Annotated in this window: 26 protein-coding genes, 1 pseudogene and 1 riboswitch; of the genes and pseudogenes, 16 read left to right on the top strand and 11 right to left on the bottom strand. The window is 61.8% G+C overall.

Annotated elements, in window-relative coordinates; translation table 11 throughout:
• The 5 genes from BDW41_RS17050 (at position 1) to BDW41_RS17030 (ending at position 6019) form a co-directional block, all read left to right on the top strand.
• The gene (locus BDW41_RS17050) at positions 1–351 is read left to right on the top strand and encodes a DUF190 domain-containing protein (RefSeq protein WP_074549029.1); all 351 of its coding nucleotides are present in this window, start codon (positions 1–3) and stop codon (positions 349–351) included.
• Positions 352–504: 153 nt separating this feature from the next.
• A complete protein-coding gene (locus tag BDW41_RS17045; RefSeq protein WP_074549031.1) occupies positions 505–2616 on the top strand; it encodes an LTA synthase family protein in 2112 nt (703 codons plus the stop codon).
• A gap of 90 nt (positions 2617–2706) precedes the next feature.
• A riboswitch (Fluoride riboswitch) is annotated at positions 2707–2785 on the top strand.
• A gap of 200 nt (positions 2786–2985) precedes the next feature.
• Positions 2986–4194: an MFS transporter gene (locus BDW41_RS17040; RefSeq protein ID WP_233496914.1), complete on the top strand. Its 1209-nt coding sequence runs from the start codon at positions 2986–2988 to the stop codon at positions 4192–4194.
• Between the two features lie 4 nt (positions 4195–4198).
• Positions 4199–4789, top strand: coding sequence for a phosphatase PAP2 family protein (locus BDW41_RS17035; RefSeq protein WP_074549035.1), 591 nt, complete (start codon positions 4199–4201; stop codon positions 4787–4789).
• A gap of 51 nt (positions 4790–4840) precedes the next feature.
• Entirely contained in the window at positions 4841–6019 is a 1179-nt protein-coding gene (locus tag BDW41_RS17030; RefSeq protein ID WP_074549037.1) for a hypothetical protein, read from the top strand.
• A gap of 202 nt (positions 6020–6221) precedes the next feature.
• Here the strand turns inward: BDW41_RS17030 and BDW41_RS17025 are convergent, their stop codons facing one another.
• From BDW41_RS17025 to BDW41_RS17015, 3 genes are all read right to left on the bottom strand, one after another.
• Positions 6222–6584, bottom strand: coding sequence for a BPSL0761 family protein (locus BDW41_RS17025; RefSeq protein ID WP_233496913.1), 363 nt, complete (start codon positions 6582–6584; stop codon positions 6222–6224).
• Positions 6585–6743: 159 nt separating this feature from the next.
• Entirely contained in the window at positions 6744–7490 is a 747-nt protein-coding gene (locus BDW41_RS17020) for an enhanced serine sensitivity protein SseB C-terminal domain-containing protein (protein WP_233496912.1), read from the bottom strand.
• Between the two features lie 64 nt (positions 7491–7554).
• On the bottom strand, positions 7555–7908 hold the full coding sequence (locus BDW41_RS17015; RefSeq protein WP_074549041.1) for a hypothetical protein: 354 nt from the start codon (positions 7906–7908) through the stop codon (positions 7555–7557).
• 117 nt (positions 7909–8025) lie between these two features.
• Between BDW41_RS17015 and BDW41_RS17010 the strand changes: the two genes are divergently transcribed.
• Positions 8026–8343 (top strand): helix-turn-helix transcriptional regulator, encoded by a 318-nt coding sequence (locus BDW41_RS17010; RefSeq protein WP_017461006.1) that lies wholly within the window; start codon positions 8026–8028, stop codon positions 8341–8343.
• A gap of 162 nt (positions 8344–8505) precedes the next feature.
• Here the strand turns inward: BDW41_RS17010 and BDW41_RS23765 are convergent, their stop codons facing one another.
• Positions 8506–9393, bottom strand: coding sequence for a hypothetical protein (locus BDW41_RS23765; RefSeq protein ID WP_146217376.1), 888 nt, complete (start codon positions 9391–9393; stop codon positions 8506–8508).
• Positions 9394–10715: 1322 nt separating this feature from the next.
• Between BDW41_RS23765 and BDW41_RS16995 the strand changes: the two genes are divergently transcribed.
• The 5 genes from BDW41_RS16995 to BDW41_RS16970 all read left to right on the top strand — a co-directional run bounded on the left by BDW41_RS16995 (position 10716) and on the right by BDW41_RS16970 (position 16528).
• Positions 10716–12590 (top strand): helix-turn-helix domain-containing protein, encoded by a 1875-nt coding sequence (locus tag BDW41_RS16995; protein ID WP_074549047.1) that lies wholly within the window; start codon positions 10716–10718, stop codon positions 12588–12590.
• A 188-nt stretch (positions 12591–12778) separates the two neighbouring features.
• Entirely contained in the window at positions 12779–13609 is an 831-nt protein-coding gene (locus BDW41_RS16990; RefSeq protein ID WP_083337658.1) for a hypothetical protein, read from the top strand.
• The gene (locus BDW41_RS23150; protein WP_146217375.1) at positions 13593–14939 is read left to right on the top strand and encodes a hypothetical protein; all 1347 of its coding nucleotides are present in this window, start codon (positions 13593–13595) and stop codon (positions 14937–14939) included. Before BDW41_RS16990 ends, BDW41_RS23150 begins: the two co-directional genes overlap by 17 nt.
• Positions 14940–15837: 898 nt before the next feature.
• Complete coding sequence (locus BDW41_RS23405; RefSeq protein WP_083337680.1) at positions 15838–16140, top strand: YlcI/YnfO family protein; 303 nt, start codon at positions 15838–15840, stop codon at positions 16138–16140.
• Positions 16141–16237: 97 nt separating this feature from the next.
• Entirely contained in the window at positions 16238–16528 is a 291-nt protein-coding gene (locus BDW41_RS16970) for a hypothetical protein (protein ID WP_074549050.1), read from the top strand.
• Positions 16529–16759: 231 nt separating this feature from the next.
• Here BDW41_RS16970 and BDW41_RS23140 read toward each other — a convergent pair whose 3' ends face one another.
• Together BDW41_RS23140 and BDW41_RS16960 are read right to left on the bottom strand one after the other, a co-directional pair.
• Positions 16760–17191 (bottom strand): hypothetical protein, encoded by a 432-nt coding sequence (locus BDW41_RS23140; protein WP_146217373.1) that lies wholly within the window; start codon positions 17189–17191, stop codon positions 16760–16762.
• A gap of 55 nt (positions 17192–17246) precedes the next feature.
• Entirely contained in the window at positions 17247–18275 is a 1029-nt protein-coding gene (locus BDW41_RS16960) for a DNA-binding protein (RefSeq protein WP_074549054.1), read from the bottom strand.
• A 267-nt stretch (positions 18276–18542) separates the two neighbouring features.
• On the opposite strand from BDW41_RS16960, the gene BDW41_RS16955 reads away from it, so the two are divergent.
• Both BDW41_RS16955 and BDW41_RS16950 read left to right on the top strand, forming a co-directional pair.
• Positions 18543–19289, top strand: coding sequence for a Pycsar system effector family protein (locus tag BDW41_RS16955; protein WP_074549056.1), 747 nt, complete (start codon positions 18543–18545; stop codon positions 19287–19289).
• On the top strand, positions 19289–20041 hold the full coding sequence (locus BDW41_RS16950) for an adenylate/guanylate cyclase domain-containing protein (protein WP_074549058.1): 753 nt from the start codon (positions 19289–19291) through the stop codon (positions 20039–20041). The genes BDW41_RS16955 and BDW41_RS16950 overlap by 1 nt, the downstream gene beginning before the upstream one ends.
• A gap of 5 nt (positions 20042–20046) precedes the next feature.
• On the opposite strand, the gene BDW41_RS16945 is transcribed toward BDW41_RS16950, so the two are convergent.
• Positions 20047–20394, bottom strand: coding sequence for a hypothetical protein (locus BDW41_RS16945; RefSeq protein ID WP_074549061.1), 348 nt, complete (start codon positions 20392–20394; stop codon positions 20047–20049).
• Between the two features lie 126 nt (positions 20395–20520).
• Here BDW41_RS16945 and BDW41_RS16940 point away from each other — a divergent pair, with 126 nt between their 5' ends.
• From BDW41_RS16940 to BDW41_RS16930, 3 genes are read left to right on the top strand one after another with little or no spacing between them, the layout of a single operon-like run.
• Entirely contained in the window at positions 20521–20838 is a 318-nt protein-coding gene (locus tag BDW41_RS16940; RefSeq protein WP_074549063.1) for a helix-turn-helix transcriptional regulator, read from the top strand.
• Positions 20839–20867: 29 nt separating this feature from the next.
• Positions 20868–21623: an enhanced serine sensitivity protein SseB C-terminal domain-containing protein gene (locus tag BDW41_RS16935; protein ID WP_074549065.1), complete on the top strand. Its 756-nt coding sequence runs from the start codon at positions 20868–20870 to the stop codon at positions 21621–21623.
• Positions 21624–21635: 12 nt separating this feature from the next.
• Complete coding sequence (locus tag BDW41_RS16930) at positions 21636–21986, top strand: hypothetical protein (protein ID WP_074549067.1); 351 nt, start codon at positions 21636–21638, stop codon at positions 21984–21986.
• A 16-nt stretch (positions 21987–22002) separates the two neighbouring features.
• Here the strand turns inward: BDW41_RS16930 and BDW41_RS16925 are convergent, their stop codons facing one another.
• From BDW41_RS16925 to trxB, 4 genes and pseudogenes are all read right to left on the bottom strand, one after another.
• On the bottom strand, positions 22003–22284 hold the full coding sequence (locus BDW41_RS16925; protein WP_074549069.1) for a DUF4880 domain-containing protein: 282 nt from the start codon (positions 22282–22284) through the stop codon (positions 22003–22005).
• Positions 22285–22415: 131 nt separating this feature from the next.
• A pseudogene (locus tag BDW41_RS23760) lies at positions 22416–22595 on the bottom strand (hypothetical protein); the annotation flags it as partial.
• Positions 22596–22607: 12 nt separating this feature from the next.
• Positions 22608–23975, bottom strand: a complete 1368-nt coding sequence (locus tag BDW41_RS16915) for an FAD-dependent oxidoreductase (protein ID WP_074549073.1) — start codon at positions 23973–23975, stop codon at positions 22608–22610.
• Positions 23976–24065: 90 nt separating this feature from the next.
• The gene (gene trxB / locus BDW41_RS16910; RefSeq protein WP_074549075.1) at positions 24066–25028 is read right to left on the bottom strand and encodes a thioredoxin-disulfide reductase; all 963 of its coding nucleotides are present in this window, start codon (positions 25026–25028) and stop codon (positions 24066–24068) included.
• Between the last annotated feature and the right edge of the window lie 7 nt (positions 25029–25035).

The following is a 25035-nucleotide window of genomic DNA, read 5'->3' as shown; positions in this document are numbered from 1 at the left end:
ATGAACAAACTCGCCGCCCTTCGCTTGTACTTCCATCACTCCGCCAAGCTTGAGCCTCGCTCGGTGTGGGATCGCCTCAATGCCCGGTCGCTTGCCGACCACGTGCTCAAGACTGCCCACCGTGAGGGGATCGAGCAGGTACTGGTGCACCACGTGCAGAGTGGCTATCTGGCGGGTGACAAACCCCGTGTCCGGCACATGGAAGCCACTCATCCGCGCTTGCCCCATTGCATTGAACTGGTCGACCTGGAGAGCAAGTTGCGCCATTTCTGGGAGAGCCACGGCACGCCGCTGAAAGAGGTACGGGCGCTATTTATGCCGTGCGAGGCGGCATCGGCGGACGCATCCTGACGTTGCCAGCACCACGGGATGCCCGCCTAAGGGCATCCGTTCGCTTGACGGCGGGCATGCCCGACTTGAGCCGCGGCATGCCGGTGGGGAGCCCTAAGCCGGCCAAAAGCTCCCCGAAATATCCTTTTTGACCGCAGTTGCGCAGGACCTTCCATGTATTCCCTCATCGATCTCAGGCGTCAGAGGCTGCGCCCGCTCGGCTGGCTCGCCGCAGCCTATCTGGCCATCGGCGTGGTCACACGGATCGCCCTGCTGGTGATGACTGGCAAGGGCGTGAGCCCGAACCCGCTGAACTATCTCTACGCCTTCGGCGTGGGTGCGCTGGCCGACCTGGCGACCTACGTCTACGTGGCCTGGCCGCTGGTGCTGTTCCTGTGGATCGCGCCCAGCGACCGGGCCGCCGTGCGGAACGTGGGGCGCTGGCTGGCCTGGATCGGTGCGCTATTGGGCGGCTTCGCGCTGTGCTGGGGCGTGCTGCACTGGCTCTGGCGCGCGAGCTTTCAGCAGGTGTGGCCGCTGGCGATCCTGGCGCTATACCTGCTGCCCCTGCCCGCGCTGGCATACAACCGTCGCAGTGGCCGCGGCTACCTGTACGGGCTGTGCCTGGCGCTGCTGTTCGGGCTGCTGTTCGTGGCTGCTTCCGAGCTGGTGTTCTGGCAGGAGTTCGGCGTGCGCTTCAACTTCATCGCGGTGGACTATCTCGTCTACACCACCGAGGTGATCGGCAACATCCGCGAGTCGTATCCGATCGGCACCTGGCTCGCGCTGCTGGCGCTGGCCGCCATGGCGGTGCTGTGGCTGAGCCGCCGCCGCGTTTACCGCAACGACGATGGCAGCCGGTTCGGCCAGCGCAGCATGCTGGCCGCCGTGTGGCTGGGCCTGACCGTGCTGGTGACCGCTTCGTTCACCGCCGACATGAAGGACCGCACCGACAACAACTACGTCAACGAACTGGCCGGCAACGGCATCTTCCAGTTCTTCGCCGCGTTCCGCTCCAGCCACCTCGACTACGCCAAGTTCTACCGTACCCTGCCGCAGGACGAAGCTTATGCCCGTGTGCGCGAACTGCTGAAGACGCCCGAGGCCACCTACCTCAGCGATAATCCGCACGACCTCACCCGCGCCATCCGCAACACTGGCCCGGAGCAGCACCTCAACGTGGTGCTGATCAGCGTGGAAAGCCTCTCGGCCGACTACCTGGGCGTGTTCGGCAACAAGGAAAAGCTCACGCCGCAGCTGGATGCACTGGCCAGCAACAGCCTGTTCTTCGAGAACGTCTACGCCAACGGCACGCGTACGGTGCGCGGACTGGAGGCGCTGTCGCTGTCGATCCCGCCGACGCCGGGCGACTCGGTGATCAAGATGAAGGGCAACGAGAACCTGTTCTCGCTGGCGGACATCTTCAACGATCGCGGCTACGTGTCGGAGTTCGTCTACGGTGGCTACGGCTACTTCGACAACATGAACTACTTCTTCAGCCACAACGGCTACCTGGCGGTGGACCGCAAGGACATCCCCAAGGACGCCACGATCCACCATGAGAATGTGTGGGGCGTGGCCGACGAAGATCTTTTCACGTTGGCCTTGCACCATATGGACCAGGTGAACGCCGAGGGCAAGCCGTTCTTCGTGCACGTGATGACCACCTCCAACCATCGGCCGTTCACCTTCCCGGCCGATCGCGTGCCTTATCCGCAGGGCTCGCGTGCCGGCGCGGTGGCGTACACCGACTGGGCGATCGGCGACTTTCTCAAGCGCGCCAAGGACAAGCCGTACTTCAAGGACACGGTGTTCGTGATCACCGCCGACCACGATGCCGCCAGTGCAGGCAAGGCCAGCATCCCGATCAACCGCTACCACATCCCACTGTGGATCTACGCGCCGGCGCACATCGCACCGCGGAGGGTCGAGAGGCTTACCGCACAGATCGACATCCCGCCGACCCTGTTAGGGCTGCTGCACTTCAGCTATCGCAGCCGCTTCTTCGGCTACGACGTGTTCCAGCTTGAGCATGGTCGCGAACGAGCCTTCCCGGCCACGTACGAAAAGCTCGGCTATTTCCACAACGGCCTCATGACCATCCTCGAGCCGGGGCGGCGAGTGGAGCAACAGATACCCAACACCCAGACAGGCGATGCCGACGCGGTGAAACCGCTCACGCACCCACTGGTCGACGAGGCCACGGCCTACTATCAAGTGGCTGCCAACCTGTTCAAACATGGCGAACTGGCACGGCGACCGGACGACAGTACCCCGGTGGAATGAGTTGCCGGCTTTGCCACAGCCGCGGGATGGGGCAGTCCCTGACACGGACCATCGCCACACGGGCTCGCCCATGTCGCGACTGAATTAATATCGCTGACTGGAGATGGCATGCCTCCAGGCCCTGCTGGCAGGGCGAACCGCCGACCCGGCTGATGATGCCTCCCTTTTCCACCGGCCAACGTCCTGTCTTGCTGGACGTTGGCCAAGGGAGTTTCTTCGCATGCATCAAGCTGCCCTGCCCTCCGTTCACCGCATCGATCCGTTGCGGCCACCGATGTGCTGTGGGTCGCCCGACCCGTTCGAGGCGATCGCGCGTCTGCCTTCTGCGGGCCCACACCACCCGCTCGGGATCGCATGGAATCGTTCACCGTGAGCCGGCCATCTCTACGCCCGGGCACGACGGATCGCAGCCGCCTAGCAGCCCGCTTCGTGTTGCTGGTGGGCGTACTCAGCCTGTTCGCGGATTTCACGCACGAAGGCTCACGCAGCATGCTCGGGCCCTATCTGGGCTCGCTCGGCGCCACCGCATTCGCCGTCGGCGTGATTACCGGTCTGGGCGAGTTCCTCGGTTATGCGCTGCGTCTGTTCTCCGGCCGTCTGGCCGATAGCACCCGACGGTTCTGGCCCATCGCGATCACCGGTTACGTTATCCAGATGAGCTCGGTACCCGCGCTCGCACTTACGCACAGCTGGATGGCTGCGGCGATCCTGATCGTGCTTGAGCGTGTCGGACGCGCCATCCGCAACCCGCCGCGCGACGTCATGCTGTCCCATGCGGCACGCCACCTGGGCGGTTACGGATGGACCTTTGGCATCCACGAGGCCTTCGACCAGTTCGGTGCGATGCTCGGTCCGCTGGTGGTGGCCTTTGTCCTGTCCAGGCACGGCAGCTACCACGAAGCGTTTGCCGTGCTGCTGATCCCCGCGCTGCTCAACGTCACGCTCGTGATGACGGCGCGCTGGCTGTATCCCAAGCCGGAGGATCTCGAACCGGCAGGGACGCGCAAGGCGGGCAGCGATGGATTTCCAAGGCGCTACTGGGTTTACCTGTCGGGAGCGGCACTGGTCGCCATCGGCTTTGCCGACTACCCGCTGGTCGCATACCACCTGGCCCGCAGCGATGCGATCAGCACCGAATGGATCGCCGGCTTCTACGCGGTGGCCATGGCGGTGAGCGGCACGGTGTCTCTGGTCCTGGGGCGCTTGTTCGACCGCTACGGCTTTCGGGTGTTGATCGCGCTGACCGTGGTCACTTCGCTGTTCGCACCGCTGGTGTTCCTTGGCGGCTTCACGCTGGCGCTGGTCGGCGCGGCGCTGTGGGGCATGGGTATGGGGGTGCACGAATCCATCATCCCGGCCGCTGTGGCACCGATGGTGCCCTCCGAGCGGCGCGCCTCGGCGTTTGGCCTGTTCACCGCGGGGTACGGCATGTTCTGGTTCCTGGGCAGTGCGGCGATCGGTTATCTCTACGATCACTCGGTGGCATGGACGGTGGCGTTCTGCATGGTGACCCAATTGGCTGCGGTGCCTGTCTTCGTCTGGGTCGGGCGGCATCAACCTGCGGAAAGGGGCCGATAGCGCCATGTCCGTGTTCCCCGCGTTCGCTGCCGGCATCATCGGCCTGCCCACCCACATGAACCTGGTCGCGACGGGCTGGAATGTCGCGCTGTTCGAATACCTCCACGCGAGCGATGCATCCCCTCGCTGGCTCATCGCTTCGGCCGCCGTGCTTGCCGAAGCGCCGCTGTATGCGGCACTGGCCCTGGCAGCGTGGACGCTGCTGCGTACACGCGACCGTCGGGGCGCACTGCAACTGGCAAGTGCGGCAGTTCTCGCCTTGGTGATCGAGGCGGCGATCAGCCGATGGGCGTTCCACCCCCGCCCCTTCGCCGCCGGCATGGGGCACGCCTGGATGGTGCATGCGGCGAACAACTCGATGCCCAGCACCCATGTAACCCTGACGTGGGTGGCGGCGCTGGTGCTCTTTGCACGCAGTGGCCGCGCCGAGGGAACCATCCTGCTCGTCCTTGGCGCCATCCTCGCGTGGGCCCGGATCTACGTGGGCATCCACTGGCCTGCCGACATGCTTGGCGCCGCGCTCAGTGCAGTGGTCTGCGCGTCGATCGGCTGGGCGGTCGGCCACGTTGTGGCAGACCCGGTCCGTTCGAGCTGATATTCACCTCAATCCGATTTCACTTACCTATCTGACAGGGACATTGCCACCATGAAGAACTCACCGATCCTGCGCCATCTGCCACTGCACTGCCTCGCCGTTGCGCTCATCGCGTGTGGCGCGAACGCGCATGCGCAGGATGCCGGCAAAGTGGCTGCTGACGACGGCTCCTGGACCTTTGCAGTGTCCGGCGATTCGCGCAATTGCGGCAACGTCGTGATGCCCGCAATCGCCGCCGGCGCCAAGGCCGACGGCGCCAGCTTCTACTGGCACCTGGGTGACCTGCGTGCGATCTACAAGGTGGACGAGGACTATGCGGCCGAGCGCCGCTTCAAGAACTTCCCGTACCCGCCCAGCATCTCGGACTATCTGCACACGGCCTGGGCGGACTTCACGCAGCACGAGGTCGCGCCGTTCGGCGACACGCCGTTCTTCATCGGCATCGGCAATCACGAAGTGATTCCACCCAAGTCACGCACGCAGTTCCGCATCGAGTTTGCCGGACTGCTGGATCGCCCCGAGCTTCGCGCCCAGCGCACGCGGGACGCCCAGCATCACGCGGGCATTCCGACGACGCCAGCCGACGCGACCTACAACCACTGGAACCTGCGTGGCGTGGACTTCATCAACCTGGACAACACCGAAGATCACTCGATCGACGACGAGCAGCTCGCCTGGTTCGACGCCCTGTTGGATGCCGACCTCAAGGACGACTCGATCCACAGCATCGTCGTGGGACTGCACGAGCCGCTTCCGCACAGCCTCTCCGATGACCACAGCATGTGCCAGAGCGTGCCGGGCATTCGCAGCGGCGAACATATCTACCGGCGGCTCGCCGCTGCCCAGCGCCGCAAGCCCGTCTACGTGATTGCCAGCCACGAGCACTACTATCTGGCAAACGTCTACGACACAGCGTATTGGCGAAACCGCAAGCACGGTGGCGCGGTAGTTCCCGGCTGGGTAGTCGGCACCTCCGGCGCCCAGCGCTATCCGCTGCCGCAGGGGGTGAAGCCCGGTCCGAATGCCCGCCAGCATGTGTACGGCTATCTACTCGGCCACGTCGACAAGCATGGCAAGGTCACCTTTGCCTTCCGCGAGCTCGACGAAGCCGCGCTGCAGCGCACCCGAGGCCCGGACTACAGCGAGGAAACGGTCAGCTTCTGCGCGGCGCAAAACCCCTCTCTGCTTCCGCCTCCGCCGAAGCCCGTCCGTTGCGATGGTGCCCAGTGAGTTCACGACACATCTATCGGACGGGCAGCCCCGCGGGTACCCACCCGCGATAATGCTCCCTAATCACGTTATCGCCGTCCAGACGTCGTCTCAGAAGCTTTGGCCTGCGAGTCCGTGCCGTGCTGCAAAACTCGACGAGCCGGACACGTGCTTGACCATACAGGTGGCGGCGGGACCAGGGTTCGACCAAGCGCAAGCCGAGTCAGTACTCACGTTTGCGCTTGCTCTTTGGCAGTGGCTGCTCCTCCGGAAATCTCAACCGCGTGGAGTCGAGCAGCGGGCCTTCCGGGTACTCCTTCAGCCAGTCGGCGAGTTCCGCTGAAGAGCCCATCTCCACATCAGGGAATGGCGCTGATGCCATGCGCTTGATGTCCAGCGTCGTTGGGAAGTGCCGTGCGATGACTGCCGCAGTTCTACGGATACCGAGTGGCAGGCTCTGGTCCTTGTTCAACTCGACCAAAAACGCGCCGGCCCACACCAAGGATCGTGCTCGTTCGCTCGGAGTCGTCATGGTCTGGATCTTCGGAAGGAAAGGAATAATGAGGATGTGGAAACGGTGTCGCATGGCTTGAACCTGGCCGCCCGAGGTTCTTCGGAGCGAGGGACGGCCTCGGTTCGCCCACGTCCCAACTATTACGGCTCATCACTACATCATGCGTAGCACACTCCACATCGCTTCCGTGTCCGCATATGCACGTGCTCGGCGACGCGGAAAGTCTCTCTCTCAGGTTCCATAGAACTGAATACCGTGCCGGCAATGCTCTGGCAGCAGTTCATCGGGCGACTTGCAGGACAGAGTGACGGCCAACCGCGGAACAGGGGACAGCGAATTCAGCTCCAACGAGGTCAGTTGGACGATGCGCTCTTCACTTCCGAGGGTCACCACCAAAGTCAACAGCAAAGAGACGTCCGATAGATCAGCGCCGCGATGCATTTCCACCAGATAAGCCGCCCGCACCGCCGCCTCGCGTGCAAACAACGCTTGGAGAACTTGCACCAAAGCCGCGGTAGGAACTGAAGGTGGGCAGAACCCAACTTGTTCTTCCTGATCGCAAATCTCATGAAAAAAGTGGCCGAGGGAACGCCCGTCCAACAAGGCGGTCACCTCCGGGGGATACAGGGCGACACGATCTCTATTGGGGTTCAGCATCAACGTCGCGCCCCGGGTCAGCTCGAGGAGGCGGCGACCAGTCATCGCGACGATGCCGACTTGTCTCACAGCAGCGACCTCTTCCGCCTGCTCGCGATCGCTGAAGAACGGTAGGACAGTCTGAGCGTTATCGGGACGAACAAATTGGATGAAGCGGATCCGATCAGGCGGAACGTGTTCAGCGGGAACATGCGCGTACACCGTTAGCTCCAAAAGAGCCCTGAAGACCGCATCTTCCGACGCTATGGCCTCTGCGGGGTTTGCTGCCGCCCTCGCAGCCTCCAACAGCACGTCGAACTTCTTCTTGGTCACTGTTGCCACGCTCGAAGTCTCCACTAGACAACCTCTCTTGGATCATCTCGCACGAAGCCCTCTCGCCGGACGATCATGTGCCCTGCTCGTCCTTCAAATAGCCTCGACGCTTTTGCCGCAGCGCCTCAGCAAACCGATCAATGAATTCCCCCATGGGCCCACGAAAGCGCAGCGCCTCCGATGGCAGAGCGATGCCAAGCTCTCGTGCGATGCTAGTGGCGTACTGGATCTGGGCGTCGGTTGGGGGTTTGAGGTCGGTGTCCAAACATTCGGCCAAGCTCGTCGCGAAGCAGGAAGCTAAGCGCTCCCGGAATCCGTCGATAGCTCCCGTGTGTGCTGCCCGGTTGTATTGCAGCAGCCAAGCCTCCCGGACAACGTCATTGAGGGGGAGAGAGATGCCGCTGTCGTCGTCGAGTACGAGCCGCATAAGGGAAGCAAACCGGTGCTTGAGGGGTGTCGCTTGCGCGTGATGCTACGAAACTCGTAGTATCGGGCGCAAGGCAAAGTTACGAATCTCGTAGGACCTCCTCCGCAGATTCGTTTCATGCCCCGACGAACGGACATTCGGCTGGTCTTCCAGCAACGCCTTAAGCAGGCGCGTGCACTGCGTGAGCTTTCGCAAAAACAACTCGGCATTCAGGCAGGCTTGGACCCGTTTGTGGCCAGTACGCGCATCAACCGCTACGAACTTGGGGTCCACGAGCCGGACATGGCGACAATTGAGCGCTTAGCTGCTGCGCTGTCCGTCCCCACCGCCTATTTGTTCGCTGATGATGAGCGCTTGGCACGCATGATCCTGGCGTTTGATCAACTTCCTGCATCGGAGAAAGATCGTCTGCTAAAGGCGGCTGAATCCTCCTAGCCCACTTCGATACCTAACGATGGATGCTCAAGAAAGCATCGGTTGAGCGAGGAAGTCGACGATCCAGAAGACCAGCACACCGCCTGCGCTTCTGGAAGAAGGGCATGCCTTGCCCCTCACTCGAACAGCAAGATTTCTATCCCAGCTGTTCGCATGATCCCCTCATGAGTCTGCCTTGGGAAAGAAGAAAGGGAGGCGCCGCTTCCCCCGCCTTACCTTCTCGTGCCCCGGCTCTGCTGGCCGGCGAACCCAATGGTGCAGAGGCACAACATCTTCAAGAAGTGGAACGGGACGAGGAGAAGCGGGGCGGCCTTCAGCTACATCTCTTGAAAGGATCCACGGAGGTGTTCCCTGCCATGCGGTGGGCATCAATACTTCAGCCCTGAACGCCTCCCAGTCAATGAGGATCCGTGTGAAGAACCAGCGGATGCCGCCAACGCCCATCATGTCCTCTATGCATTGAAGCAAAAGGTCGATGTCCGGCCTCACCCAGGCTAGTCGGCAGACGCTTGGGAGCGCCGTATACATGTGAATTGCGAGCTCCGCGCTCCTCTGAAATTCGCTGCGGGCGACAGCGGTCCTGAGTAGCGCCAGGATTGCAAGGAAGCCGAGAAGGTCACCGCGCCTCGCGAGTGAAGCAGAATCCTCCCATGCGTAGAACACAACTTCCACGGAAGGCGGCCGGAAGAAGCCGGGGGGCGGCAGTGCCCAACTTTTTTCGCCGTCGATTTGCTGACGGTACAGGCCTTGAACTGCTCGTAGAGCAGCTGGAGCGCTCAATGCACCGGGGGAAAGTAGCCTGTAAATCCCGAGGACGTATTCGGTATTGGGTACCCGGCTCTCCACCCGATGAGCGGTTCGCGTCCATACTGCTGCCTTACCTTTCTCCCAAGACTCCGGCCCACGCCTGTCAATGCCGTAGGCGAAGTTCAGCTGAGAATATGGTTTGTCGAGCTCATCGACGAGCTTTGATGCCTTAGTGATTCCCAACATCGCCAAGACGAGCCTCAACCAGAGCCTGGTTCCAAGGATTCGCGCGGCGCTCGACATGGCGCCCATCTAACACAAACACGCCGATAAAGCTAGCTCATAGATTCGATATGTACGTTGCCTTGTCAAACCATGCTCTTGCGACGCAGGGGAGCACCCTCCAAGGTCGGCAACCAAGGGAGACAGACGAGGACTGGCGACGAGATGAAGACCAGAGCCGAACGTGAAGCTGCGCTTCGCCAGCAATTTGGTGACCTGCTGACACTGTCCGATCTTGCGATCGTGCTGAGGTACCCGTCAGTCGGCGCAATTCGGAAAGCGCGGTCCCGAGGTCAGTTGCCAATCGCCCTCCTACGGATGCCACCAAGGCGCGGATGGTTCGCGACAGCAAGTGCCGTCGCAGAACTGTTGTGCCTACTTGAAAGTGGAGGACACCAAGTCCAACGGAAGGACTAGCTCACAAGATAGCAGCCCAAAAGTAGGCTTGCGGTGCTCTAGCGGTTCAATCCCTAGAGCAGCCTGCTAACAATTTCTGTCTTGGAAAAAGAAATCCCCGCTGGCAGGCGGGGACTTGGGGCTTACGGCTTATCGCCTTCGCAGGCTCCCATCTTCTTCTTTCCAGGTCAAGTCCTTTCGCACACTCGTCAAGGGTGCGCGACGGGCGGCTTTTGCCCCAAGAAGGAGATCGCTATGAACTTGCCTGACACGCTCGCTAGGAGCCGTACTCTCCCATACACCGCACGCGAACTTAGCCCCAAAGAGGTGCGAGATGAGGATATCTATACCTTCAACTCGCCTAAGATGGGTGCCAGGCGTACGCGTGTCGCGATGCTGCCGAACCTATTCCTTGCGCTCCAACTTGAGTTTGATCCGGAAGTGGAGAGCTACGTCGAGCGCCCACGGCGACTCATCTGCGACGCTGAGACTTACGAGTTTTCCTTCTGGTACCGCACTACATCGGGGCGCGAATACCTGCCCCTTCTAGTACCTGTCGGTTCGTCCGAGCCTTCCGCCCCGGCGCGCCGGCGACACCGTAAAGAGCGGCAACTCCTGGAGGCCGCTGAGCGCGCCCAGTTGCCACTCAAGTTCGAATTCGAGGCTGACCTTCTCCAAAGCGCTACCGCATTCGCTTCATGGCTACGAATGTTGCCCGGCGTGCAGCTGGCGTCTCGTTTCAGGCACCGATTCGATCTTCGCGCACGAGTTCTAGACATCGCCGGTCGCTTTGATCGATTGCGGATATCTCAAATCGTCGATGCGCTTGACGGGTTCCCACCTGGAGACGTTCGCTGCGTGATCTGCGACCTGATCCACGCCGGCCGTCTATCAATCGACCCGAAGTTTCCTTTGACCGCGCACTCAGTTTGCCAAGTGAGGCGCCCATGAAGAAGGACATCGCCGTACCACCCTTTTGCGTCAGTGCGAACTACCCCATGCCGGGCCGTGATTTCGTCAAAAAAAAGCACTTGGCGAAATTCGACCAACGTGTACTCGCCTTAAGCGCTGTACTGGATGGCGCTTCCATACAGCAAGCTGCACGCACCTACGGAGTCGACCGCAGCACATTAACCAGCATGACCGAAGCTGCCTCCACTCTTGCTCCCGATGGGAAACCGTTCGGCTATCGAGTCTGCATACCGTGGTACCGAGTCGCTGAATCGGTGGTCACTCGGGTCGAGGTTCCTCTTGCATCCGGCCCCGGTGCGTTCGCTCGTCTGCTTGCAGCACTACCCGACCTCAAGGAGCTCGTACTCAGCTACAAAGGAAAGTTGCCCGCACATAATGAACCCAGCTCCAAGTTCGAGGTGTTCTTCCGGAAGTTCGTCGCCTATCTCAAAGGTAAGGAACTTGAATGCTACTACCCCTTAAACAGTTCGGATCGGGGCCGCCGAGCCCTCCAAAACTGGATCAAGCGGGAGCGAAAGGGAGTGCGCGACCTCCAAATGGGAGATAACGAGGACGCTGCTTACACCCTGACACGACTCGACCAACTACTAACATTGCAGCCCCTCGATCGCGTCGAGCTGGACGGCCATAGAACTGACTGCGATTGGCACGCTCAAGTCCCCACAAAGGACGGCAAGTGGACGACCGAACTCGTCAGCGCCATCTGGGTATTGGCAGCCATCGACGTTGTTTCACTGGCCGCTTTTCCATGCACGCTGGTCGTCGGCCCTTCTTACGACCGATATGACGTTCTAGAGACCTTCGCAAACACCCTGCGCCCTTGGGAGCCGCGAAAACTCATTGTCCCCAATCTCCGGTACGCCCCCGATGCATGGATGCCCACCATGAGTTGTGTCGCTGGCGACGTGCATCGCCCGGCGAGCACTGCCATTGACAATTTTCTCGCTCACAAAGCCAAGATCACAACGGAGAACATTGGTGACCATCAGCTGGGTGTAGTCAACCTGGGATTCCCCCACGTGCCAGAAGGACGTCCCAACATCGAGGCGTTTTTCAAGCGCCTGGAAGACGCGGTACTTCGGCAGTTGGCCGGTGGCTACCGGCCTCCAAATGAACAAAGCGGCAAGAAGCAATTCGTATCAACCAAGTCTTCCAAGAACTACCCGGTCAATGCGGAAGCTCTACGGGACCTGATCGACGTTGAGATCAGTGCCTACAACATAACCCCTCACCCGGCGTTACAGCATCGAACACCCCGAGAAGTGTTCGAGTCTCATATCCACGACGGCATGTGGACCACGCAGTCCTTCCTTACGGCGGAAGACACCGAGCAATTACTCGTCCTTCATAAATCGGTGACCATCCGTGGGAACAAGCGCAAGGGCGTGCTGCCATACGTCAAATATCAGCATGCAAAATATCGATCGAAGAAATTGAACAATCGCTACGATCTGGTGGGTCGGACTTTTTGGGCGAGCATCCATAGCCATTCCGCCCATCAGATGTCGATCTGGGACGAGGATGGGAACTTGCTCGTCGTTCTGCAGGCCCTGCGTCCCTGGGGTGTACCGCACAGCCTTCAGCAGCGCAGCGCCGTTCTCAAATGCGTCCAGCGCGGAATCCTCCACATTGAGGGTACCGACGATGCGCTGGCTGCTTACCATGAGTTCGTTCGCGCCAAAGCATCTGAGCTCCAATGGGCGACAGATGAATATCTGAAAGAAGGCCTCAAACAAACCCAGCCTGTATTTAGGAAGGCCAAGCCCTCCCTTCTCGACCAGCTCAACTCACTCTCTGATCTCACCCCACGCGCTGGTCAAGTGGATCTTCGGCAGCGGAGGAAGTCGTGATGGCGATCTGGGCTCCCCCTGCCCCTCCTATTCACCCCATGCTCCGTCCGAGGAGGCCCATCATTGTGACAGGCCCAATCAACCGTATGGGCGCCGCTTGCGCGACCGCCCTTGAGCGTGGCGACAGAGGCATACCAATTCACGGAAACGGCCGAGACGGAAAAACATGGGGCGTCGAGTGCCTTGCAATGAACGCCTCCTGGCAACCCTTCCCCGTCGCGTTCTTCTTCATGGATTACGGGAAACCCGAAAAAGCAACGGAGAATTACTTCTCCGCAACGTTCCTCGAAACCGCCGGCATGAGGACAATCCGACATGCCACAGGCGCAGAAAGCATGATGCGTGCATGCAACCTTCTGATGGAGAGAACTAGGGACCTATGCCAAGAAGCTATAGCAGTAGTAATAAATGAGGCAAACCGATTCACCTCGTTTGAGCACGATCATCTTGTCACCCTCGACAACCTCCTCGAACGCCGCAAAAAGCGCGCTTTCTTTATCTTGATCTATCAAAACGACGCGGAATGGGGCGGCCAGCAAGCCATTGATCACCGCCCGCCAACGCAGGTCACCGGACGCTTCTACTCGATGGCCCATCAATTCACTGGACTACTTTGGGGGAACGCTAACGCTATAGACTTTCAAGGTTGCGATGTCACGATGGCTTTCAACGAATACGACGAAGGGGTGATTTTTCCTGATGACGAAACGGGCGTTCCCTGCACAGCCTACTTCGCCCGCAATGCGTACATGAATGGTTATCGCCTAACCTCGCAAGTAGGGCTATTTCGCGAGGTCGTGGAGGACCTTCGAGTAAAAAATCACCTGCCCGCAATAGCTCCCTTTCCGATGCAATCTTTCGAGCGCTTCGTTTACTTTCTTTTGGTCCGTATAGCTGGCGAAGATCCGAATTTTCGCCAGTTCAACCGAGAGCAAGCCCTCAAGGCACTCCTCTGGGCGGGCTACATCGAACTAGAGCTGTCCAAGCATGCGGTGGTGCCCGATGACACACATCGCTGACTTCGGAGGCGCGCGCTTTGTTGGCGCGGATTTCTCAAGCCTTCCAGGGATCTCCGTTTTCGGTGCCTTCAGCCGTGTAGTCAGGCTCAATCACATCAGTCACAAAAGCTATTTTTCTGCGTTCGGGATACGAAACCGCGGTAACGATGATCTTTCCCTTCGCCTGACTTTCAGTGAAGCGAGTCGCAGCAAGGTGGCGGAAGCACTGTCACTGAAATCAGCAGCCACACTGGATGCGGCCTTATGGCTTCCCTTTCGGGGCGGCTCAAACATTTTGGAGACGAGTTGGGCGTTTCGCTACTGTCCTGCTTGTCTACGCCAAGGGTTTCACACCTTATTGCACCAACTCCCCTGGGTGCGTCGTTGTCCTTGGCACCGAATGCGATTGCTGACGAAATGTGCAGTATGCGACAGCTCACTTACTCTACGCGGGGACCCCGGCCATCAACTGCTCGCCTGTCGGAACGGCCACGACATCTTCAGTGAGATGGTCAGTTGCGCCTACCCGTTTGATCAGGCAGAAAGCGCAGCCGCGTTCATAGATCGCTATCTGACCTGGGCCGAAAAGGAACGGGCATACACCCTTCTCATCCCTCCAGAAGGCGCGACAACGTCGTTCGATGCTATGCGGAACGCCGTTGTGCTTCCACAGGCTCTGCGTGACTCCTGCCGAGGGCCGGAATGGATACTGTCCACGAGCCACACGCGCACGTTGAAGCGACAAGCGATGAGGGCGAATACAGTCCATGATCTTCCATCTGCTCTCGCCAAACTGACCTCGTTACGTGATGAGGTGGCGGGCTTGGAACTGCCTCCGCAAATATCTCCTGGCTTCCTCAACATTGGTTGCCAGCTCGCCAATCGCCTACCTCCTGAGAGCCTGACCGATGCAGAAATGTCGCTGTTCTTTCACGGGCTAGCGTGTCAGCCGAATCGGACGTTCAAGCCTGCGAGGCGCTCACCACTGGCGGAAATCCGTTTCCTCCCGCCACTGCTCATCGGCCAGACACGAGTCATCCACCGAAGCACGCTTAGCAAGACTGCCTCGCGGTCGGCCGAGCAGCTGCTTGCCGTCATTGTGGGCCAATTCATGCCGCCTGATCCCCAAGCGGAGGCGAGCCTCCAACTCTTGCTGCGCGCGTTGGCTAGCATCCTAAAGCGCGCTTACGCCGAGGGTATGCGTATCGTGCTTTCCCGCTACATCCCAGCCCTGTTTGACTCGAAGCGAGACCGCCCGCGCCTCACGGAACCATGGATCCTTGTCCGGAAGGAGGGACATCAACTGGATCGCATCAAAATAGTCTGGGCGAAGCGAAGCAGGCTTCCGTGATCGGGGCCTCGAGTTCAAGCCTTCCTTCGCATACGTTCTTCGTTGCCAAAGTTTGTGCGCGTTGCATTTCCGTATGCGTATGGATCTCTGCAGTGGATCCTTCACTGCAGAGGTTTCTATGAAGCGGTCATTGCGCAGTCGAGTCGACAAGCCATCACGCCCACTAGTCAAATCAATGGCTTAGCTTGTTGGAGTTTAAGCGCCGAGAACAGCCGTCGCCGGCCATATCGCCGGCCATGGCATTTGGCACCAGATGGCTTTCGGGCCCTTCGCCACAGCTGCTTTCTGAGCCGCAAAGCCTGCGCCGAGTTCCTCGGCGTGTCGATGCGCACGGTTCGTTACTGGGACGATGGCCAGCGCCGCGTGCCGTGGTCTGTGGTTCGGTTGCTTCGCTTGCGCCGGCGCGGTGACATGGGCGCGCTCAACGATCGTTGGGCCGGCTGGGTGCTCAATGAGCGCACCGCCGAGTTGGTCAGTCCGAACGGCTACAGCTTCCTGCCGGGCAAGCTTGAGGCGTGGCCCCTGCTCTGCGAGCAGGCCCGTTTCTGGCGTCAGGACTTTGCCCAGCGCGCGGCCCGGGGTGCAGGGGCTGTCGCCCCTGCGAGGCCGGAGGCCGTCTCGCTCCAACCCGAAGCCGTACAGGCGGAACCGGTGATCAAAGTTGAGCAGGTGATGCCAGTCATCGCCCTGCTTCAGCTGACCAATCTTTCTTGGTTACCTGCAGGGGCCGAGGGTCACACCCCTCGCGCGCAGCGCGAGGGGTGTGACCTGGGGCTTGTCTTTAATGCAACAAGGGACATGCCATTCGGGACGAATGGCTTAGTGGCGCGGTTTGCGCCGGATGGACATGGGGCCATTATGGGGCCAGAATGGGGCCACATTTTGAGCGGAGTTTTCCATGTCCGAGACGGTGAAATTGAACCTGCGTTTGCCGCCCGACTTGAAGGAAGAAGCGTCGGCGGTGGCGGAAATGATGGGGCTCAGCTTGAACGCCTTCGTGGTCCAGGCCGTGAGGAACTGGACGGGCTTCCAGGCGGAAAAGCTGGTCAAGTATCACCGCACGATGAAGGGTCCTGCGGATCCTGCTCCGGCTCCACAGGCGGCCGCCTCGCGGGTTGTCCAGGTGGCGAAGGTGGGGGCGAATCAGCCCTGCCCGTGCGGGAGTGGTCAGAAGTACAAGCGGTGTCACGGTAAGCCGTGACGCTTCGCGAAAGGTGCCGCCCGGGCCGAGTTTGACGGCCTGACCCGGGCGGCGATTGGTAGAGACCAACCGGGGCGACGCCCCAAGGGATGATCGCATGAAAGCGGTAGAGAGGCGGCAGCATGAGCAGCTGCTGGGCGTGTGGAAACGCATGTTGCATGCGTTGCTGGACATCGGTCCGACCAGTGATAGCCAGGAGGATTTGGAAGCCTACGGCAGCGTCAAGGATTACATCCTGGACCGGATTGATGAGCGTGAATCGATTTTGTCGGCGGCGGCGAGAAAATGCCGTGGCAAGCGTGCTTTTTTGGGCCCGCATTTGAACGGTTTGCCACCCGGAGAAAATGCCGTCGATAATACCACCTCGCGTGGGGTGGAAAATGCCTGATAAGCCGGCCAAAGATATACATGAGGGTCGGCCGAGAATCCCCAAAAAAAGCGCACTTTCCGTCATAAGGCGCTGAAACGCCGAGGCTTTATGTTCTCATCGCCCCCTCGCTCTGCGATGCCAGCCGGCGTCGTCAGTCGGATGTCGGGCGCGTCTAGCCCGCTAGCGAGCGCGCATTACCGACGTGAAGAAGAAATGGCCTTGTGGGAGCGGTAAATCCAGACTTTACGATCAAGCCGAGGCGGAATTCGCCAACCGAATTAGTGTTGAGGCGGCGGCTGCCGTCTCGTCCGCGTGAGGAGCTCCCTCCACTCGTAGCGATCCATTTGCGAGAACGAATTGGTGCGAGCCATTCCGCCGCTGCACGGTCCAATGCCAGCCCTGGCTTTCCAGATGCCGAAGCACCTTGTTGACGGCAATCATGTCTTGGCAGTGTCGTGGTATGAGGCGTTTGAGTTCGCGCAAGGGATCCGGCGTGCCGCCCAGCCCTCGAAAAAGATGAGCCTTCGCATTGCAACGGGTGCATGCGGCGTATTCGAACTGATGTCCCCAATCCTTCTCTGTTTTGAAAATGAAGTCTGGGTGATCGCAGCCGCCCATGAGCCGTACGTGGATCAGCAGCTCATCGTCCGTTGCCATCTTTTCTCCCTGTTCCATCGCCATGCCGTTGTCCTTCCTCATTGAGAACGTAACGAATGCGATCGTACCGTGGAGCGCATCAGCTCGACGATCCATCGATCGCTGGTGAAGTTGGCTGAAGATTGGATAGCATGGCCTCGATCGTCCCCCACCGCTCGCCCTGGGCTCTGGCCTCTCGCAAGGCATCGGCCAGTGCAGCGCGTTCGCCATCCCATTGCATGTGCGCTGTCGTCTGTTCGCGGCGCATGGCCTCGATGTCGACGGTTAACTGACTGACGCGTTGCTCGAGCGCCTGATTGGCCTGGCGCAGGCCTTCGGCCTCCGCGACGCGCGTCTGGGCCGTCTGTAACGTCCGACGGGTGTCCCGCAGTTCCTTGTCGAGTTGGCCCACTTGCTCGGTGTATCGGGCGTTGGCCCTGTTGAGGCTCAGCAGTTCGTCGTTCTTCGATGCCACCGCGTCCGTCGCGCGACGGAGTTCGACCTGGAGGGCTTGCACAGCCTGTTCATGCTGACGCGCCTCGGTGTCCCGTTGCTCCCGGGATGCTTGTCTGAAGTGCTCCAGGGCATCGCGCGCCTGCTGGTGTTTGGTCTCTGCCGACATTAGGTGAGCCTCGCGCTCGCCGAGTTGACGCTCAAGGCCGGCGATGCGCTCGTTCAGACCGACGATCGTCGTGTCCCGATCGCGTGCGGCTCGTTCGGTGGTGGTCAGCGCCTGGTGTACCTCATCCAACGTGGTCTGCAGGCGCTGGATCTGCGCGCTGGCATCTTGCCCTTGCTGGGTGAGCCGGGCGACATCCTCGCGAGCAGCCGCCACTTTTGCCGCCGCCTCGGCCTGACCGGCGGCGACGATCGAATCGGCTTCCTCGCGGAGCTGGGCTGCCAATTGGCTCACTAAGCCTTGCAATGCGTCGCTCACCGCTTCGCCGTTCCGCGGGGTCGCCTCGGCCTCTTCGGCCTCCAGTTCCCTCATCAGGCGATGGATCGTCGTTTTGGAGCCGGTATTGCCCAAGGCGATGCGAACAGCATCCAGCGAAGGATTCGTGCCCTGCCGCAGAAGCGCGTCCCGAGCCGTCTTGACCTCGGATTTATAGACTCTGCCACGTGCCATGATCGGCCCCTCTGTTTATCGTACCGTAGTACATACTACGTATATACGTACTACAACGCATGCCGTCAAGCGGTTGATCGGCACGAAATTGAAGGCGGGATAATCAAAAGTTATCCCGCCTCATGGCGTTGTCGTGCCTCCCTCCGCCTCCGAAGCGGTACAGAACGGGCGTGCGGTCGTCGTTTGAAACGAGCGCAGAGGCCCTTTTCAGGCCTGCCAATCAGGCGCCTGTGCCGGTACGCTCCTGCCCCACGTAAGGAGGAGCTCATGACAGAGGTTCGCGCGGTTCTTCGCCAGGCAGGCACGCAGTGGGTTTTGGCCGTGGCGGACACGGTCGTGGAGGCGGCAGGCTGGCACGACGGCCAGGCTCTCACCGTGACGGACGCGGTGGACGACCCGGCGTTAGAACAAGTCGCCGCACAGGCGACAGCCGCCGTTCGAGCCGCGACGGCTGCTGTCGACCTGGCCTTGGTGGGTACCGAACCGACCCGGTCAACGGTGACGTCCTCGCCGGACCCAGGCATGAACGAGGAGCTCGCCGGCCGGGCAAAAGACCAACTGGCCCTGGTGCTGTCCTTCTTCGCGCGGGTCGAGACCAAGCTATCTGTGGTTCTGGCGGTGGACCTGGCGATGATCAGTATCGCTTTTGCCAAAGTCCTGCCCGTTAGCGACGTCTCACCTTCCGTGATCGGCGCGATTGCGCTCTTTGCTGTCATGCAGGTTGCGAGCCTCATCCTGCTGTACCGCGGCTCGTTTCCTCACCTGACCGATGGCGAGCGCTCGCTGATCTACTTTCGGACCGTTGCCCAACTGGACGAAGCCGACTACCGAACACGATTCAGCCAGCGCAACCTCGGTGCCCATACAGATGACATCATCGACCAGGCGTGGATCAACGCGAAGATTTTGACGGTCAAATTTGATCGCCTGAAGCGAGCCTACTTCTGGATGGGGCTGAGCGTCGCGCCCTGGCTGGTCGCCTTGGCGGTATTGGCCTTGTCGGTGTCTCGCTAATGGCGCTCTACCACGATCTCGCCGCACGGATCGAGTCGATCACGACCGAGCGCTGGAGCACCCGCGCTGGCCTGGTGGTGCCGAAGTCCGATGATGTGGCTCTTGCCGGCGGCGGGGTGACGATGTCAGCGACGATGCTCTATGCCGATCTGGCCGATTCGACGTTGCTGGCGACTCGCTTTGATCCACGCGTTGCCGCGATGGTCATCAAGCTCTTCCTTGGGCCGACCTGCGACATCATCCGCTATCACCAGGGACACATCCGAAGCTTTGACGGCGATCGCGTCATGGGGGTTTTTGTCGGGCCCAACCAAGAGCAGCGCGCAGTCAGCGCAGCGATGCATATTTTCTATGCCGTCCACGAGCTGATGCGTCCGGCGCTCGATCGGCACGTGCCCGGTTTGCGTCAGGCGGGCTACCTGATGAGTCACGGTGTCGGCATCGACCGAAGCGACGTGATGGCAACGCGAGCGGGAATCCGACGTAGCAACGACCTGGTCTGGATCGGCCGTGCGCCGAATGTCGCGGCCAAGCTCTCCGCCATACGCACCGATCCATACGGCACCCACATCACCGGCACGGTCTTCGGCGGCCTCTTCGATCCGGCGACGCTGGTCTATGCCGTGGACGGGCAGTCGCTATGGGAAGTCGTCCCCTGGCCGGACGCGCCGACGCCCGACACCCACTTCATCTTGCGATCCCGCTGGATGCTGCGCCCCCCGACCGGGTCGCTACTGCGTGGCCTGGTGTAATCGACTCAGGTGATGTCTTCCCGTGGCACACGACGGCGGAGACGGTGGGACTCGGCAAAACGGTCGAGGAAGTCGTACATCGCCCCACGAAACCGCAGCGCCTCAGCAGGCAGCGAGACGCCCAGATGCCGGGAAATGTCGGTTGCATAGCGGACCTGGGCCTCGGTGGGCAGTTGCAGGTCGGCATCGAGACATTCGGCCAGGCTGGAGGCGAAGCACTCGGCCAGGCGCTCGCACAGCTGCTCAACGGCCTGATTCGCAGCGGCACGGCCGAATTGGACCGCCCAGGCCTCGCGGACGAAGTCGTCCATGGGGATGGGAATGCCGGATTCATCGTCGAGCATGAGCTGCATGGCTATGCACCGAGAAAGCCTAAACACATGAAAGGCGTACGGTTGCAGCCGATACTACGAAACTCGTAGTATCCAGCGCAAGGCGAAGTTACGAATCTCGTAGGTCCCTCCTACCGGGTTCGGACTATGGCGCGTCAGCAGGACATTCGGCTGGTTTTCCAGCACCGCCTCAAAGCGGCCCGGGAACAGCTTCAACTTTCGCAGAAAGAACTCGGTATTCGGGCAGGCTTGGATCCCTTTGTGGCCAGTACGCGCATCAACCGGTATGAGCTAGGCGTCCATCAGCCGGACATGGCCACGGCTGAGCGTCTGGCGAGCGCCTTGTCGGTACCGACGGCCTATCTGTTCGCCGGCGACGAGCGCCTGGCGCGGATGATCCTGGCGTTCGACCAGATGTCGGTCGCCGACAAGGAGCGTCTGCTAAAAACCGTTGAGGGCACGTAGCGGCGTGACGAACGCGCCAGGGAGATCCGTTGAGCAGCAAAGATATCCTCGGCGAACGACTGCAGCTTGCCGCCGCCGATCCGGGCCTGATGCCTGAGTTTTACCGGCTGCTCGCCGACAGCACGGTGCTGGTCCCGGTCTCCCGTGTGCCGGCTGCCAACGGCCGATCTGAAGTCCGTGTCGTGGTGGGCTGGCGGGATCCCAAGGACCAGGTCACCTTCGTCCCGATCTTCTCGGACGCGGCACGCATCCCCGCCGGACAACCGGCCTCGGTCGAGATCGTGTCGGACTCGCTCAAGCGCCTTATCGAAGCGATGCCACGCGGACACTTTCGACTCAATCCCGCCGGGCCGGTGGCGTTGGATCTTCCGCCGGACACCATTGCGATGCTGTTGAAGGACGGGACGATTCACGCCGGTGCGCAAGCCAGCGCGATCCCACAAGGTGCCGATATTTCGATCGGCACCGCGACCGAGGACCCGCGCGCGCTTATCGCGGCGCTTCAGAGCCATTTCGACCGGCAAGCCACCGCGCCAACCATCTTCATCTACGACCTTCACCGCCCCGAGGCCCATGGCTCGATCCATTCGCTGGCTGTGGGTGTCGTTAGCCCATACGACGTCACAATCGCCCAGGACATCGGTGCCATTGTTTCGGAAGCGTACCTGGGGAGGCTGCCCGTGGACGTGTGTTTCCTCCGTGCCGGCGATGAGGTCGTTGAGGCACTGACAAGGATGGGTATCGCCCCGGTGCTGAGCAGCCGCGCAGCGTCAGCGCCGCACTAGCGGATAGGTGCGATGGACGAGGTGAGCTACGTCAATGCACTCCTCTGGCACATGCAGCGCCCGCCCGCGACGATGTCCTCGAGCCCGGCTGTGGGCTATTCGTCTGCCGCCGCGCGCGTCTTTCTCCGCGTCGCCCCCGTCTTTGCCGACGCCTGGACAGCTCGCATATGGTTCGAATTCGGCCGGATCGACCCGGTGACGGAGCTGACGCCGATACTGGCGTGTCACTGGGGCATGGTGGATCGCATTGATGCGGCTCTCGCCAAGTATCTCAGCGCGCCATTGCCTGCGCCGGAGGATAGCGGCGACCTGGACGCGCTCGGTCGATGGCTCGATGGCGATGGCGCGTTCCCCTCGTCATGACGTCGCCGGGAAGTGGTTAGCAGTCGGCGTCAGCGGGCGGACACCGGTCGTCATGACTAACCGTGTGCGGCGGGACGGTCAAGCGGGACCCTGCGGCGGCGTTGAGGCGCATCCACTGGTCACGCGTGCGGGCAAAAGCGATCCTGTGCCTCGTCGCCTGATGACACCACTGGCGGAATGCCCGCGCATCGTCGGTGGTGGCGCGACCGGAGGTCAGCTGCAGCAGCCAGGCACGCGCCTGACGTTCCGCGCGGCGGCGGCGCAGCCGCTCGATGCCATGCACCGCCCACAAGCACATGGCACTGAGTGAAACCGTCACGCCTGTGCCGATCGATGCTGGCCGAGACTGGCGAAGCGTGATGTTCCCCCGGGCAGTGGCACGCGGCATATGGCCTCCGTTAAAATATCTATATCTCTAGAGTAGTTGTACTACGACGTGGCGACAATCAACCGTGATAGGCACAAGCCCGGCCAAGGGGTCGCCGTCATCCCACGGTGTGGCGTTAGTCCCGCCTCTCGCGCCGCCATGCAGCCGAAACCGGCCGAGGTCATGGCCTGGCGGTAGACGTGGTCGGCGACGTCGCCGGCTGCGAACCCGTCCGCGAGCGCCTGCACACGGGATTACACGGAGCGGCCGCGCGCCGCACGCTGGGCCTGCCACGCCTGTGCCGCGAGCTGTACCGGGTCCCAAGGACTACTGAATGGCGGTGTGTAGGTGAGGTCCAGTTCGTTGAGCTGCTCCACGCTTGCCCCCTGATAGAGCGCCGCGGCCACGATGTCGATCCGCTTGGACACCTCCGCGCGGCGATCGCCGAGGATTTGCGCGCCGAGCAGCCGACCGCTGCGCCGGTCCCCGGTGATCCGAAGCTGCAGCGGCACCGCCCCTGGAAAGTACGACTTGTGATCGTCGGCCTGGATCGCCACGGTCAGCGGATCGAATCCGGCGTCGCGCGCTTCGTGCCCGAGCAGGCCGGTGCGGGCGATGGCCAGGTCAAACACCTTCAGGCTCTGCGAGCCGACGGTGCCGGCGAATTCGCACGCTCCACCGACCGCGCGTTCCCCGGCGACGCGACCTTGCTTGTGGGCGATGGTGCCCAGCGACAGGTAGGTGGGCGCGTCGAGCAGGCGGTGGTACGTCGTCGCGCAGTCGCCGGCGGCGAGTACATCCGGCAGGTTCGTCTGCATCTGCCGCGTCACGGCAATCGCGCCATGCACGCCCAGAGCCGCACCGGCACGTTCTGCGAGCTCGCTGGACGGCCGCACGCCCACGGCGAGGATCACCAGGTCGGCACCGTGGCGTCCGCCTTCTGAATCGGCCACCCGCAGGGCGAAGGCCGTGCCACCTGCGCCGGCCGCATCGATCCGCTGCGCGCTCACGCCCGATACCACCCGCACGCCATGGTGGTGCAACTCGTCGACCACCCGCCTCGCCAACGCCGCGTCGACGGTGGGAAGCACGTCGGTTGAACGGCTCAGGAGGGTGACCTGCAAGCCGCGCCGGGTCAGCGCATCAGCCATCTCCAAGCCGATGTAGCCGGCGCCCACGATCACCGCCGAGCGTGGCGATCGCTCCGTGATGTGCCGGTCGATGGCGAAGCTCTCGTCCATCGTATGCAGGGTGTAGACCCCCTCCAGCGTGCCGCCGGTGATCGATGGCCGCACCGGCGTGGCACCCGTGGCGACGATCAGGCGGTCATAGGGGATCGGCCGTAATGCGCCGGCGTGCTCGACATGCACCCTCCTGGCCACGGCATCGATCGAACGTGCGATGTGGCCACGAAGCACTCGGATGCCGGGGAAATCGGTGCGATGGGCCAGCTGCTGCCAGTGCGGCGTCTGGCCACTCAGGAAATACGGCAGCCCGCAAATGCTGAAATTCGGGTAATCGTCGGCGAGCAGCAGCGTGATGTCGGCGGCCGGATCGATCTCGTGGGCACGCAGCGCCGCACTGATGCCGGCGTCGCTACCGCCGATGATAAGCAGGTGCATGGCAAGGCTCCGAATCAGGGGCACGGGGATGTCGTTTCACGCCCGGTCCGTGTTCACGGGCATCGAGGCTCACGGACCGGGCCATGCGGCCTACGCGGGCATGGCATGCTGATCAAGCCAGCGCTCGGCGTCCAGCGCGGCCATGCAGCCGAAACCGGCCGAGGTGATCGCCTGGCGGTAGACGTGGTCGGCGACGTCGCCGGCGGCGAACACGCCCGGCACCGAGGTGGCCGTGGCCATGCCGACGAGGCCCGACTGGATCTGGATGTAGCCATCCTTCATATCGAGCTGGCCGTCGAAGATGCCGGTGTTGGGCGTGTGGCCGATGGCCACGAAGAAGCCCTGGACCTCGAGATCGCGCCTGGTGCCGGTGTTCACGTCCTTGACGCGAACGCCGGTGACGCCGGAGTCGTCGCCCAGCACTTCGTCGACCTGACTGTTCCAGATCAGCTCGATCTTGCCGGCCGCGGCCTTCTCGAACACCTTGTCCTGCTGGATCTTCTCGGCGCGCAGGGTGTCGCGGCGGTGGACGAGATAGACCTTGCGGGCGATGTTGGACAGGTACAGGGCCTCTTCCACGGCGGTGTTGCCGCCGCCGACCACCACCACGTCCTGGTCGCGGAAGAAGAAGCCGTCGCAGGTGGCGCAGGCGGAGACGCCGCGGCCCTTGAACTTTTCCTCGGAGGCGATGCCCAGGTACTTGGCGGTGGCGCCGGTGGTGATGATCAGGGCATCACACGTGTACTCGCCGGCGTCGCCCTTGAGGCGGAACGGGCGGTTCTGCAGGTCCACCTGGTGGATGTGGTCGAACATCATCTCGGTTTCGAAGCGCTCGGCGTGCTCGGCCATGCGGCGCATCAGTTCGGGGCCCTGCACACCCTTTTCGTCACCCGGCCAGTTATCCACCTCGGTCGTGGTCATCAGCTGGCCGCCCTGCTGCAGGCCGGTGACCATCATCGGCTTCAGGTTGGCGCGGGCCGCGTAGACGGCGGCCGTGTAGCCGGCGGGGCCGGAGCCGAGGATCAGCAGGCGGCTGTGGCGTTCTGTGGACATGCGATGC

Source organism: Dyella sp. AtDHG13, assembly GCF_003201105.1.
Classification (GTDB): Bacteria; Pseudomonadota; Gammaproteobacteria; order Xanthomonadales; family Rhodanobacteraceae; genus Dyella; species Dyella jiangningensis_B.
This window is presented reverse-complemented; position numbering and strand designations above follow the sequence as displayed.